This window comes from Kineococcus indalonis, assembly GCF_009906395.1.
GTDB classification, from domain to species: domain Bacteria; phylum Actinomycetota; class Actinomycetes; order Actinomycetales; family Kineococcaceae; genus Kineococcus; species Kineococcus indalonis.
This window is the reverse complement of the sequence record NZ_JAAALM010000055.1, coordinates 1-12,654: the sequence shown is the minus strand read 5'-3', so window position 1 is coordinate 12,654 and position 12,654 is coordinate 1. Positions and strand designations below refer to the sequence as shown.

12 protein-coding genes are annotated in these 12,654 nt (G+C 77.1%); 5 read left to right on the top strand and 7 right to left on the bottom strand.

Going from position 1 to position 12,654, the window contains the following annotated elements; translation table 11 throughout:
* The first annotated feature begins 108 nt into the window (after nucleotides 1–108).
* The 3 genes from GTR00_RS04895 to GTR00_RS04885 all read left to right on the top strand — a co-directional run bounded on the left by GTR00_RS04895 (nucleotide 109) and on the right by GTR00_RS04885 (nucleotide 1,766).
* Nucleotides 109–582, top strand: coding sequence for an Lrp/AsnC family transcriptional regulator (locus GTR00_RS04895; protein WP_166610516.1), 474 nt, complete (start codon nucleotides 109–111; stop codon nucleotides 580–582).
* An 81-nt stretch (nucleotides 583–663) separates the two neighbouring features.
* On the top strand, nucleotides 664–1,341 hold the full coding sequence (locus tag GTR00_RS25550; RefSeq protein WP_166610515.1) for an SRPBCC family protein: 678 nt from the start codon (nucleotides 664–666) through the stop codon (nucleotides 1,339–1,341).
* A complete protein-coding gene (locus GTR00_RS04885) occupies nucleotides 1,338–1,766 on the top strand; it encodes an ArsR/SmtB family transcription factor (protein WP_166610514.1) in 429 nt (142 codons plus the stop codon). Before GTR00_RS25550 ends, GTR00_RS04885 begins: the two co-directional genes overlap by 4 nt.
* Here GTR00_RS04885 and GTR00_RS04880 read toward each other — a convergent pair.
* Genes GTR00_RS04880 through GTR00_RS04855 form a run of 6 tightly spaced genes read right to left on the bottom strand, consistent with a single transcriptional unit; the run spans nucleotide 1,729 to nucleotide 9,816 of the window.
* Complete coding sequence (locus GTR00_RS04880; RefSeq protein ID WP_166610513.1) at nucleotides 1,729–2,406, bottom strand: response regulator; 678 nt, start codon at nucleotides 2,404–2,406, stop codon at nucleotides 1,729–1,731. The two genes, GTR00_RS04885 and GTR00_RS04880, sit on opposite strands and share 38 nt — an antisense overlap.
* On the bottom strand, nucleotides 2,403–5,039 hold the full coding sequence (locus GTR00_RS04875) for a DUF4118 domain-containing protein (protein ID WP_323132218.1): 2,637 nt from the start codon (nucleotides 5,037–5,039) through the stop codon (nucleotides 2,403–2,405). The genes GTR00_RS04880 and GTR00_RS04875 overlap by 4 nt, the downstream gene beginning before the upstream one ends.
* A 19-nt stretch (nucleotides 5,040–5,058) precedes the next feature.
* Nucleotides 5,059–5,691, bottom strand: coding sequence for a potassium-transporting ATPase subunit KdpC (kdpC, locus tag GTR00_RS04870; protein ID WP_166610512.1), 633 nt, complete (start codon nucleotides 5,689–5,691; stop codon nucleotides 5,059–5,061).
* Nucleotides 5,692–5,693: 2 nt separating this feature from the next.
* Nucleotides 5,694–7,802, bottom strand: coding sequence for a potassium-transporting ATPase subunit KdpB (gene kdpB / locus GTR00_RS04865; RefSeq protein WP_166610511.1), 2,109 nt, complete (start codon nucleotides 7,800–7,802; stop codon nucleotides 5,694–5,696).
* Nucleotides 7,799–9,481 (bottom strand): potassium-transporting ATPase subunit KdpA, encoded by a 1,683-nt coding sequence (gene kdpA, locus GTR00_RS04860; protein ID WP_205705075.1) that lies wholly within the window; start codon nucleotides 9,479–9,481, stop codon nucleotides 7,799–7,801. The genes kdpB and kdpA overlap by 4 nt, the downstream gene beginning before the upstream one ends.
* On the bottom strand, nucleotides 9,481–9,816 hold the full coding sequence (locus GTR00_RS04855; protein WP_205705074.1) for a potassium-transporting ATPase subunit F: 336 nt from the start codon (nucleotides 9,814–9,816) through the stop codon (nucleotides 9,481–9,483). Before GTR00_RS04855 ends, kdpA begins: the two co-directional genes overlap by 1 nt.
* Between GTR00_RS04855 and GTR00_RS25545 the strand changes: the two genes are divergently transcribed.
* The gene (locus GTR00_RS25545; RefSeq protein ID WP_205705073.1) at nucleotides 9,806–10,282 is read left to right on the top strand and encodes a hypothetical protein; all 477 of its coding nucleotides are present in this window, start codon (nucleotides 9,806–9,808) and stop codon (nucleotides 10,280–10,282) included. The two genes, GTR00_RS04855 and GTR00_RS25545, sit on opposite strands and share 11 nt — an antisense overlap.
* On the opposite strand, the gene GTR00_RS04845 is transcribed toward GTR00_RS25545, so the two are convergent.
* Entirely contained in the window at nucleotides 10,222–12,285 is a 2,064-nt protein-coding gene (locus tag GTR00_RS04845) for a SpoIIE family protein phosphatase (RefSeq protein ID WP_166610508.1), read from the bottom strand. The genes GTR00_RS25545 and GTR00_RS04845 overlap by 61 nt on opposite strands.
* A 137-nt stretch (nucleotides 12,286–12,422) precedes the next feature.
* Here GTR00_RS04845 and GTR00_RS04840 point away from each other — a divergent pair.
* On the top strand, nucleotides 12,423–12,654 hold a 232-nt coding region (locus GTR00_RS04840), incomplete at its 3' end, for a hypothetical protein (RefSeq protein ID WP_166610507.1).

Sequence of the window (12,654 nt, the reverse complement as noted above, 5' to 3'; positions counted from 1 at the left end):
GTGCTCACGGCGCGAGCATCGGAGCGCCCGGAGGACCCGCGCAACCGGGGCGCGGGTCGTTGCGCACGATGACGCCCCGGCGGCCGTGGACGTGCCATCGTGCTCGGCGTGGACCCGATCGACGCCCTGGACGCCCGCATCCTGCTGGCGCTGGACGAGGACCCGGACGCGACCGTCCTGGCGCTGGCGCGCGCCCTGGGCGTGGCGCGCAACACCGTCTCGGCGCGGATGGCGCGGATGGCCGCGGCCGGGGTGCTCGGGGAGGTCAGCCGCCGGCTGGACCCGGGCGCGCTGGGGTACCGCACGGTGGCGTTCGTCTCGATCGCGCTGAGCCAGGCCTCCAGCGAGCCCACGGTCGCGGCGCTGCGCACGGTGCCGGAGGTGGTGGAGATGCACTCCACCACCGGCGAGGCGGACCTGCTGCTGAAGGTGGTGGCCCGCGACACCGACGACCTGCACCGCCTGACCCGCTCGCTGCTGGGCGTGGAGGGGGTGGTGCGCACGAGCACGGCGATCTCCCTGGCGCAGGAGCTGCCCACCCGCTACCGGGAGCTGCTGGTGCGGGTGGCGCGCGGCGGCTGAGCGGCCGCGGGGCGGGAGGTGGACGGGGGGCCTTGTGCCGCGGTGCGGCGCGGCGTACCGTCCTTCCATAAGCGAAAACTTATGGAAGGAGCAGCCGTGACGACCGACCCCCTGGCCGCGGCGGGCCTGGTGACCCGCGCGGTGCGCAGCGCCTCGCGCGACGGCGTGCCGACGAAGGTCGCGCTCGCGCACCGCACCTACCCCACCGACCGCGCCGACCTGTGGGACGCCCTGACCGACGCCGAGCGCGTGGCCCGCTGGTTCCTGCCCGTGACCGGCGACCTGCGCCCCGGCGGCCGCTACCAGCTGCAGGGCAACGCCGGCGGCGTCGTCGAGCGCTGCGAGGCGCCCGAGCTGCTCGCGCTGACCTGGGAGATGGGCCCGCTGGTGTCCTGGCTGCAGGTGCGCCTGGCCGCCGACGGCGGCGGCACCCGCCTGGAGCTGACCCACGAGGCGCCCGTGGACCCCGCCTCCTGGGAGGAGTTCGGGCCGGGCGCCGTGGGCGTGGGCTGGGACCTGGCCCTGGTGGGCCTGGGCCTGCACCTGGCCGGCGGGGCCGCGCTCGACCCGGAGCTGGCGGCCGCCTTCCCCACCACCCCCGAGGGCGTGGCGTTCGTCGAGCGCGCCGCCGCCGACTGGGCGCGGGCCGCCGTGGCCGACGGCGACGAGCCCGGCGCGGCGCACGCGGCCGCCGGGCGCACCACGGCCTTCTACACCACCGTGCCCGAGGACGCGCCCGCCGAGGCCGCCGGCGCGTGAGCGCGGACGTCTTCGCGGCGCTGGGCGAGGCCACCCGCCGGCGCGTCCTGGAGCTGCTCGCCGACGGCGAGCAGCCGGCGGGCGCCCTCGTCGAGGCGCTGCGCGCGCAGGCGGCGATCTCCCAGCCCGCCGTCTCGCAGCACCTGCGGGTGCTGCGCGAGGCCGGGCTGGTCACCGTGCGCGCCGAGGGCACCCGCCGCTTCTACGCCCTGGACCCCGCCGGGCTGGAGGGCGCCCGGCGCTGGCTGGAGCAGCTGGCCGGGGCCGGCGACCCCCTCGCGCCGTTCGCGCAGCCCCTGGACGCGCTGGCCACCGAGGTCGCGCGCGGGCGCCGGGGACGGCGCGCGGCGGCGGCGGAGCAGGCGGCGGCGGAGCAGGCGGCGGCCCTCACACCTCGAAGCGGTACCCCATCCCGGGCTCGGTGATCAGGTGCCGCGGCTGCGAGGGCGTCTCCTCCAGCTTGCGGCGCAGCTGGGCGACGTACACGCGCAGGTAGTTCGTCTCGCGCCCGTACGCCGGGCCCCACACCTCCTTGAGCAGCTCGGTCTGGGTGACCAGCCGGCCGGCGCTGGTGACGAGGACCTGCAGCAGGTGCCACTCGGTGGGGGTGAGCTTGACCGGCTCGCCGTGGCGGGTGACGGTGCGCCGGGCCAGGTCCACGCGCAGCGCGCCGGCCTCGACGACCTCGGGGACGCCCTCGCCGGCGCCGCGCCGGCGCACCGCGGCGCGCAGCCGGGCCAGCAGCACGTCCATCGCGAACGGCTTGGTGACGTAGTCGTCGGCGCCGGCGTCCAGGGCGTCGACGGTGTCGGCGGAGGAGGTGCGGGCGGTGAGCACGATGATCGGCACGTCGCTCCAGCCGCGCAGCCCGGCCACCACGTCCAGCCCGTCGAGGTCGGGCAGGCCCAGGTCCAGCAGCACCACGTCGGGGCGGGTGCGCGCGGCGGCCTCCAGCGCGGAGGTGCCGTCGCCGACGGCGGTGACGTCCCAGCCGCGCGCGGAGAGGTTGATCGTCAGCGCCCGGCGCAGGCCGGGCTCGTCGTCGACGACCAGGACGCGGCTCACGCGCCCACCCCCAGCGGCTCGCGCGGCTCGCGCGGCTCGCCGGGCGGGTCGGCCTGCGCGTCGGCCTGCGGGTCGGCCTGCGGGTCGGCGAGGCGGTGGGCGGTGCCGGCCAGCGGCAGGGTCAGCACCATCGTCAGCCCCCCGCCGGGGGTGTCCTGCGCCTCCAGGCGCCCACCGACGGCCTCGGCCAGCCCGCGCGCCACGGCCAGGCCCAGCCCCAGACCGGCGCCGGAGCGGTCCCCCAGCCGCTGGAAGGGGGTGAACGCGCGCTCCTTGGCCGCCCCGGGCAAGCCCGGGCCGTGGTCGACGACGAGCAGCTGCGCGCTGCGCCGGGCGTCCTCCACGGCCACCGAGGCCAGGACCTCCACGGGGGCGCCGGCGCCGTGGCGCACGGCGTTCTGCACGAGGTTGGCCACGACCCGGCGCAGCAGGCCGGGGTCGGTGACCACCGCCGGCAGGTCCTCGGGGACCTCCAGGCGCACCCGGCCGGGCGGGGCGTCGGCGGCCGCGGCGGGCACCACCTCGTCGAGGCCGACGACCACCAGGTGCGGCTGCACGACGCCGCTGCGCACGCGGGTCAGGTCCAGCAGGTCGTCGATGAGCTGCTGCAGGCGGTCGGCGGACTCGGCCACCGAGGCCAGCAGCTCCGCCTCGTCCTCCGCGCCGAGGGTCAGCTCCGGGTCGCGCAGGCCGTCCACGGAGGCCTTCAGCGTCGCCAGCGGGGTGCGCAGGTCGTGCGAGACGGCCGTCAGCAGCGCCCCGCGCACCGCGTCGCCCTCCTCCAGCCGGCGCACCTGCGCGGCCTCGGCGCGCAGCAGCTGGCGCTGGCGCAGCGCGGCGATCTGCGCGGCGAACGCCTCCAGCACGCGCCGGTCGTCCGCGGCCAGCAACCGCCCGCGCAGCGCCAGGCAGTGGGTGCCGTCCACGACGACCTCGGCGTCGCCGTCGGCGGGCGCGGCGCAGGGATGCTCCCCGGCGCAGGCCACCGCCGTCCACGCAGCGGTGGGGCCGGTGCGCTCCAGCCACGTCGCCGACGTCACCGCGAACGTGGTGCGGGTGTGCTCCAGCGCCTCGGCCAGGGGGTCCTCGGCGGCCATGACGGTGCGCGTCAGCACCGACAGGGCCTCGGTCTCGGCGCGGCTGCGGGCGGCCTGCTCGGTGCGCCGGGCGGCGCGGTCGACGGTGCTGGAGACGGCCAGCGCCACGAGGACGAACACGGCCAGCGCCACGGCGTTGGCGGGCTGGGCGATGGTGAAGCGGTGCACCGGCGCGGTGAAGAACCAGTTCACCGCCAGGCTGGCCACCAGCGCGGCGGCCACGGCCGGCACCAGCCCGCCGGCCAGGGCGGCCAGCACGACGACCACCAGGAACGCCATGAGGTCGGTGGAGAGGTCCTGGCGCGGGAAGAGGCTCAGCAGCGCCGTCACCAGCGCCGGCCCGCCCAGGGCGAGCACCCAGCCCAGCAGCCGGCGCCCGCGCGAGAGGGCCGCGCGCGCCCGCGGCGGCAGGCGCAGCCCGGCGCGCTGCTCCTCGTGCGGCACCACCAGGACGTCCAGGGCGCCGGCGCCGCGCACGACGGCGTCGCCGACGCCGGAGCGGAACAGCGCGGCCAGCCGCCCGTGGCGGCTGGCGCCGACGACGACCTGGCTGGCGTTCAGGCCGCGCGCGAACTCCAGCAGCGCCCCGGCGACGTCGTCGCCGACGACGCGGTGGTAGCTGCCGCCGAGGGACTCCACCAGGGCGCGCTGCTCGGCCAGGCGCGCCGGGGAGGTGCGCACCAGGCCGTCGCCGCTGGCCACGTGCACGGCGTGCAGCTCCCCGCCGGCGCCGCGCCCGGCGATGCGCGCGGCCCGGCGCACCAGGGTGGCGCCCTCGGGGCCGCCGGTGAGGGCGACCACGACGCGCTCGCGCGCCGGCCAGGGCCGCTCGATGCCCTGCTGGGCGCGGTAGCGCTCCAGGCCCTCGTCGACGCGGTCGGCCAGCCACAGCAGCGCCAGCTCGCGCAGGGCGGTGAGGTTGCCGGTGCGGAAGTAGTTCGACAGGGCCGCGTCCACGCGCCCGGCCGGGTAGACGTTGCCGTGCGAGAGCCTGCGCTGCAGCGCTTCGGGGGTCATGTCGACCAGCTGCACCTGCTCGGCGCGGCGCAGCACCGCGTCCGGCAGGGTCTCGCGCTGCTCCACGCCGGTGATGTGGGCGACGACGTCGTTGAGGGACTCCAGGTGCTGGATGTTCACCGTGGAGACCACGTCGATCCCGGCGTCGAGCAGCTCCTCGACGTCCTGCCAGCGCTTGGCGTGGCGCGAGCCGGGGGCGTTGGTGTGGGCGAGCTCGTCGACGACGGCGACCTCGGGGTGGCGGCGCAGCACGGCGTCGAGGTCCACCTCGGCCAGCTCGTGGCCGCGGTGCTCCACCACGCGCCGGGGCAGCACCTCCAGGCCCGCCAGGCGCTCGGCGGTGCGCTCGCGGCCGTGGGTCTCCACCACGGCCACGGCCACGTCGACGCCGCGCTCGGCGCGCCGGCGCGCCTCGTCGAGCATCGCGTACGTCTTGCCCACGCCGGGGGCGGCCCCGAGGAACACCCGCAACCGCCCGCGGCGGCGCTCGTCGGGGTGCACCCCGCTCCGCTGCTCCACCCCGCGATCCTCGCTCACCTCACCCCCGTCCGGCGAGGCGCTCGAGCGCGAGGTTCAGCTGCAGGACGTTCACCCGCGGCTCGCCGAGGAAGCCCCACTGCCGCCCCTGGACGTGCTCCTCGACCAGGGCGGCCACCGCGGCCTCGTCCAGGCCGCGCTCGCGGGCCACGCGCTGCACCTGCTGGCGCGCCAGCTCCGGGCTGACGTCGGGGTCCAGGCCCGAGCCGGAGGCGGTCAGCGCCTCGGGGGCCACGTCGGCGGGGGCCACGCCGTCGCGGGCGGCGACCTCGGCGCGGCGCTGCTGCACGGTGGCGAGCAGCTCGGCGCTGGAGGGGCCGAGGTTGGAGGCGCCCGAGGCCAGCGGGTCGTAGCCCTCGCCGGCCACCGAGGGGCGCGGCTGGAACCACTGCGCGCCCTCGAACGACTGCCCGAGCAGGGCGGAGCCGACGACGCGGCCGTCGTGCCGCACGAGCTGGCCGTCGGCGCGGCCGGGCACCAGGCGCCCGGCGGCCACCAGGGCCAGCGGGTACAGCAGCCCGCACACGAGGGTGGCGGCCAGCAGCAGCAGCAGGCCGGTGCGCGCCTGGCGCAGGAACGCCGCGGCGGTGGCGCCGGAGCGGGTGCGCAGCGCGGGAGGGGTGGAGGTGCTCACGGTCACATCCCGGGGAGGAGGGAGACGATCAGGTCGACGAGCTTGATGCCGGCGAACGGCGCGACGACGCCGCCGAGGCCGTAGACGAGCAGGTTGCGCCGCAGCAGCGAGGCGGCGCTGGCCGGGCGGTAGCGCACCCCGCGCAGGGCCAGCGGGATGAGCGCGACGATGACCAGGGCGTTGAAGACCACCGCCGAGACGACCGCCGACTGCGGCGTGGCCAGCCGCATGACGTTCAGCGCGTCCAGCTGGGGGTGCGCGGTGACGAACATCGCCGGCACGATCGCGAAGTACTTGGCGACGTCGTTGGCGAGGGAGAACGTCGTCAGCGCCCCGCGGGTGATGAGCAGCTGCTTGCCGATCTCGACGATCTCGATGAGCTTGGTGGGGTCGGAGTCCAGGTCCACCATGTTCCCGGCCTCCTTCGCGGCGGAGGTGCCGGTGTTCATCGCGACCCCCACGTCGGCCTGCGCCAGGGCGGGGGCGTCGTTGGTGCCGTCGCCCATCATCGCCACCAGCCGCCCGCCGGACTGCTCGCGGCGGATCAGCTCCAGCTTGTCCTCGGGGGTGGCCTCGGCCAGGACGTCGTCGACGCCGGCCTCCTGCGCGATGGCGCGCGCGGTGCGGGCGTTGTCGCCGGTGACCATGACGGTGCGGATGCCCATGGCGCGCAGCTGCTCGAAGCGCTCGCGCACGCCCTCCTTGACGACGTCCTTCAGGTGCACCACGCCCAGGACGCGCGCGGTGCCGCCGCGGTGCTCGGCCACCACCAGGGGGGTGCCGCCGGAGGTGGCGACGTCCTCGACGACCTGCTCGACCTGGGCGGGCACGTGCCCGCCCAGGGTGCGCACCCAGTGGGTGACGGCCGCGGCGGCGCCCTTGCGGACCTCGCGCACGTCGCCGGGGTGCGCGCCGGGCTCCTCGCGCAGGTCGACCCCGCTCATGCGGGTCTGGGCGGTGAACGGCACGAACGCGGCGCCGGCCGGGTGCTCGCGGGTCCGCGGGCCGTGGCGCTCCTCGACGAGCACGACCACGGAGCGGCCCTCGGGGGTGGCGTCGGCCAGGCTGGACAGCTGCGCGGCGTCGGCCAGCTCGAGCACGTCCACGCCCGGGGCGGGCAGCAGCTCGTGCGCCTGCCGGTTGCCCAGGGTGATGGTGCCGGTCTTGTCCAGCAGCAGGGTGCCCACGTCGCCGGCGGCCTCGACGGCCCGGCCGGACACCGCCAGCACGTTGCGCTGCACGAGGCGGTCCATGCCGGCGATGCCGATGGCGCTGAGCAGCGCGCCGATGGTGGTGGGGATCAGGCAGACCAGCAGCGCGACGAGCACGACCGTGCTCTGCGGGTCGCCGGAGTACGCGGCCATCGGCTGCAGGGTGACCACGGCGAGCAGGAACACCAGGGTCAGGCTGGCCAGCAGGATGTTCAGCGCGATCTCGTTGGGGGTGCGCTGGCGGGCCGAGCCCTCCACCAGGGCGATCATGCGGTCCACGAAGCTCTCGCCGGGCTCGGCGGTGACGCGCACGACGATCCGGTCGGACAGGACGGTGGTGCCGCCGGTGACGGCGCTGCGGTCGCCGCCGGACTCGCGGACCACCGGCGCGGACTCGCCGGTGATGGCGGACTCGTCGACGCTGGCGACGCCCTCGACGACGTCGCCGTCACCGGGGACCGTCTCGCCGGCCTCGACGACGACGAGGTCGCCGGGGCGCAGGCTGGAGGAGGGCACGCGCACCTCGTCGTGCCCGCGCTCCAGGCGCCGCGCGGTCGTCTCGGTGCTCACCCTGCGCAGCGAGGCGGCCTGGGCGCGCCCGCGGCCCTCGGCGACGGCCTCGGCAAGGTTGGCGAAGAGCACGGTGGTCCACAGCCAGGCGGCGATGACCCAGGCGAACACCGAGGGGTCCAGCACCGCCAGCACCGTCGTCAGGACGGCGCCGACGGCGACGACGAGCATCACCGGAGTGCGCACGAGGTGGCGCGGGTCCAGCTTGCGCACCGCGTCCGGCAGGGACGAGACGAGCTGGCGCGGGGTGAACGCGCCGCTGGCGACGCGGTGCGGGCCGTCCTGCTGCGGCGCGCGCGGCGCCGGGGTCGGGGTCAGGGTGGTGCTCACGAGGCGGCTCCAGACAGCGCCTCGGCGAGCGGGCCGAGGGCGAGGGCGGGGAAGAACGTCAGGCCGGTGACCACGACCACGACGGTGGCGTGCAGGCCGGCGAACGTCGGGGTGCGCGTGGGCAGGGTGCCGGCGGTGGGAGCGGCCGGCCGCTGCCGCGCGAACGCGCCGGCGAGGGCGATGACCAGGACCATCGGCACGAAGCGCCCGATCCACATGGCCAGCCCGAGCGCGGTGTTGTAGAAGGGCGTGTTCGCGCCCAGCCCTGCGAAGGCGCTGCCGTTGTTGTTCGCGGCGGAGGCGAACCCGTACATCAGCTCGGTCAGCCCGTGCGGGCCGGAGTTCAGCAGCGCGGAGCGGGTGGCCTCGCTGGACAGCGCGATCGCGGTCCCGCTGAGCAGCGCGAACGGCGTGGCGAGGAGGTACAGCGCGGCCAGGGTGATCTCGCGCTGGCGGATCTTCTTGCCCAGGTACTCCGGGGTGCGCCCGACCATGAGGCCGCCGACGAACACGGCGATGACCGCCAGGACGAGGATGCCGTACAGGCCCGAGCCCACCCCGCCGGGCGTGACCTCGCCCAGCAGCACGTTGAACAGGACGACCCCGCCGCCCAGCGCGGTGTAGCTGTCGTGGAAGGAGTTCACCGCGCCGGTGGAGGTGCTCGTCGTCGCGGTGGCGAACAGCGCCGAGGCCCACTCGCCGAACCGGGTCTCCTTGCCCTCCACCGCCGCGCCCACCGCCTGCGGCACGGCGCCGCCGGCGTGGACCTCCGCCCAGGTGGTCAGCGCCAGGGAGACGGCGAAGATGCCGCCCATGACGGAGAGCACCGCCAGGCCCTGGCGGGTGTCGCCGACCAGGGTGCCGAACGTGCGCGGCAGGCTGGAGGGGATCACCAGGATCAGGAACACCTGCAGCAGGTTCGACAGCGGCGTGGGGTTCTCGAAGGGGTGCGCGGAGTTGGCGTTGAAGAACCCGCCGCCGTTGGTGCCCAGCAGCTTGACGGCCTCCTGCGAGGCGATCGGGCCGCCGACGACCGTCTGGGTCCCGCCGGCCAGCGTGGTGTGCGCGGTGGCGCCGGAGAGGTTCTGCACCACCCCGCACAGCAGCAGCAGCACCGCTGCGACGACGGCCATCGGCAGCAGCACGCGCAGCGTGGAGCGGGTCAGGTCCACCCAGAAGTTGCCGATCGTGCCGGTGCCGGCGCGCACCAGGCCGCGCACGAGGGCGATCGCCACCGACAGGCCCACGGCGGCGGAGACGAAGTTCTGCACCGCCAGGCCCGCCATCTGCACGAGGTGGCCGACGGCCGCCTCGCCGGAGTACGACTGCCAGTTCGTGTTCGCCGTGAAGGAGACGGCGGTGTTCCACGCCTGGGTGGCCTCCATCGCCGGCATCCCCAGCGACAGCGGCAGGAACCGCTGCAGGCGCAGGAACGTGTACAGGAACAGGATCGAGACGGTGGAGAACGCCAGCACGGAGACGGCGTAGGTGGGCCAGCGGGTGTCGGCGTCGCCGTCCACCCGCAGCACCCGGTACAGGGCGCGCTCGGCGCGCAGGTGGCGCGGGGAGGTGAGGGTCCTGGCGAGGAAGTCCCCCAGCGGCACGTGGACCGCGGCCAGCAGCACCACCAGCAGGCCGATCTGCAGCAGACCGGCGGTGGTGTCGTCCAGGGCGGGCATCAGAACCTCTCCGGGTTCAGCAGCGCGAGCAGCAGGTACGCGGCGGCGGCCACGGCCAGGACCAGGCCGACCACCGCGCCCCCGTGCGGCACGAGCAGCCAGCCGCGCCGGGGCGAGCGCGCGTCGCACCAGCCGACGACCTCCCGGCGCGGGTCGGCGGCGCGCACCCGCGCCGGCACCCGGGCGGGCACCCGGGCGCGCCGGGACCACCAGCGCGGGCGGTCCACCAGCACCGGGCGCAGCCGCTCGGGGTCCCACGGCGGCGCCGCTCCCGGGGCGCCCGGGTCGCCGTCGTCGGCGGGGCGGGTGGCGCGCGGGGTGGTCGTGGTCGGCACCGGGGGCTCCTCTCGTGGCCGCGGCGGGCGGCTGAGCCGGTGGGCCCGCGCGCGCCGCGCCTGGCAGCTGTACCGGGCCTGGCGCAACCTGCCCGCCACGCTGACCGCGGTGGGCTGGGCGCGCCTGCACGGGGTGCGCCCCGTGCTGGGCGCGGACCTGATCGTGGAGTGCGCGCCCATGCCGCCGCGCACCTACGGCCGCGGCGGCACCACCGTGGGCAACGCCTGGCTGCACGGCGGGCTCGGCGGGCCGGTGCGCCGCCGGCACGAGTCGCGCCACGCCGACCAGTACGCGCTGCTGGGCACCACGCCGTTCCTGGCGCTGTACGGGCTGAACGCGCTGCTCACCCGCAACGACCCGCGCCGCAACGTCTTCGAGCGCTGGGCGGGCCTGGCCGACGGCGGCTACGCCACCGGGCCGGGGCGCACCCGCACCGCCAGGACCGCCACGTCGTCCTCGGCGTGACCGGCGACCTCGGCCAGCACCGCGTCGCACACCGCGTCCGGGCCGAGGTCGGCGAAGCGGGCGGCGGTGGACGCCAGCCAGTCCAGGCCGTCGTCGATGGAGGCGCCGCGGCGCTCCACCAGGCCGTCGGTGTACAGCAGCACCGTCGCGCCGGGCACCAGCCCGTGCACGTGGTCGGCGCGCTGGAACTCCGCGTCCATGCCCAGCAGCAGGTCCGGGTCGGTGCGCAGCACCTCCACCCCGCCGCCGGGGGCCAGCACCACCGGCGGCGGGTGCCCGGCGTTGGACCAGCGCAGCCGCCAGGCGCGGGTGCCCTCCACCGGCTCGACGGTGGCGAGCACGCCGGTGGCCAGCGCCCCCACGCCCAGGTCGCGCATCGCCCGGTCCAGCGCCGACAGCGCCGAGGCCGGGGAGACCTCCAGGGAGTAGCCGATGCCGCGCAGCAGGTTGCGCACCTGCCCCATGGCCGCCGCGGCGTCCTGGTCGTGGCCGGTGACGTCGCCGATGACGAGGCAGGCGGTGCCCGAGGCGGTGAGGAACGCGTCGTGCCAGTCGCCGCCGACCTGGGCGTGCTCGGCCGCCGGCAGGTAGCGCACCGCGATCTCCAGGTGCTCCGGCTGCGGCGCGGACGTCAGCAGGCTGCGCTGCAGCGTCTCGGCCAGGGAGCGCACCGCGTCGGCGGCCTCCCGCTCCGCGCGCCGGGCCCGCACCCGGTCCACCGCCTGCGCGGCCGAGGCCGCCAGCGCGGTCAGCAGGTCGCGGTCCTCCGGGCGCAGCGGGCGCGGGGAGCGCCACGACAGGCCCAGCACCCCGGCGGTGCGGTCGGTCAGCCGCAGCGGCCACGCCGCCGTGCCGCGGGCGGCGTCGACGACCGGCGTGCCGCGCAGCGCCGCGGGCAGCGCGGCGGCGGCGGGGTCGTCGGCGTCGCCGAGCACGCCCAGGTGCCCGGTGCCGGACTCGTCGGGCTCCAGCACGCCCAGCACGACGCCGTCGGCGCCGAGCAGCGCGGACGCGCCGCGCTGCAGCACCCGCAGCACGTCCTCCTCGCCGTCGACGTCGGGCAGGGCCTGCGCGACGGCGACCAGGCCGCCCAGGCGCTGCGCCTGCCACGCCTGCAGGTCGGCGCGGCGGCGCTCGGCCTGGTAGGAGGCGGCGGCGGACAGCCCGTCGCCGACGGTGGCGGCGACCAGGCGCAGGAAGTCGCGGTAGGTGGCGTCGGGGGCGATGTGCGGGCTCAGGCGCGCGACCAGCACGGCGGGGGCGGGCTCGCCGAGCGCGGCGGGCACGGCCACCCACGCCAGCGGCCCGCCCTCGCCGGGGCGCACGAGCACCTGGCGCGGGCGCAGCGGCTCGGGCGGGCCGGGCAGCACCCGCTGGTGGCCCTCGCCGAGCGCGCCGGGCAGGTGCAGGTCGACCTCGGGCAGGTCCAGCGGGGCGGTGCGCAGCACGTCCAGGGCGCGGTCGGCGACCTCGGCGGGCTCGTCGAGGTCGGTGGCCAGGTCGCCCAGGAGGGTCAGCAGCTCCAGGCGGCGGTGGTCCTGCACCTGGCGGGTGGTCTCCACGGCGATGTCCAGGGTGCCCAGCACCGCCCCGTCCTCGCCCCGGATGGGCGAGTAGGAGAACGTGAAGAACGCCTCCTCCAGGAAGCCCTTGCGCTGCAGCGGCAGCGGCATGTCCACCGACCAGGTGGCGCGGCCGGCGAGCGCCTCCTCGAAGAGGGGGGCGATGCCGTCCCACGCCTCGGGGAAGACCTCCCGCACGCCCCGCCCGAGGGCGGCCGGGTGCTTGTCGGCGACCATGTCCGCGTAGGGCTGGTTGTAGAGCATCGCCAGCTGCGGGCCCCACGCCACGAGGGCGGGGAATCGGGTGCCGAGCACGACGTGCAGCGCCCGGCGCAGCTCGCGCGACCAGCCGGCGGGCTCGCCGAGGGGGGTGGCGGCCCAGTCGACCGCCTCGTAGGCCTCGCGCAGCCCGGCGGCGTCCGCGAAGGGCAAGCTCTCCACAGACGGTGAACCTAGTCGAGAGCGCGCACGCCCACCTCGCCGCGCCCTGGCGCGGTGGGGTGACGGCTGACACGCTGTGCCGGTCCCCCGCCGGGTCGCCACCGAGGCCGCCGACGTCCCCGGGGACGGGAGGTGCGGTGCCGCGCTCGGAGGCCAGGCGCCTGGCCGACGCCGTGCTCGAGGCGCTCGGCCCGCGCCAGGACGTCCCCGACGGCGGGGACGACGGGGCCCTGCTGCGCGTGGTGCGCGCCGCCGGGGTGGTGCGGGTGCTGGTGCAGCTGGGCTGGGCGCCGCCGCAGGACGTGCTGGTGCAGCTGGGAGCGGGGGTGCACCCCGACGAGGAGCTGCCCGCGAGCGCGGGGGCCGGCC

What these genes read in the sequence shown, in the direction of transcription:
- GTR00_RS25550 (WP_166610515.1), top strand. Translation starts at nt 664, where the DNA reads ATGGAAGGAGCAGCCGTGACGACCGACCCCCTGGCCGCGGCGGGCCTG.
- kdpA (WP_205705075.1), bottom strand. Translation starts at nt 9,481, where the DNA reads ATGCCCGCCCTGGACGACACCACCGCCGGTCTGCTGCAGATCGGCCTG.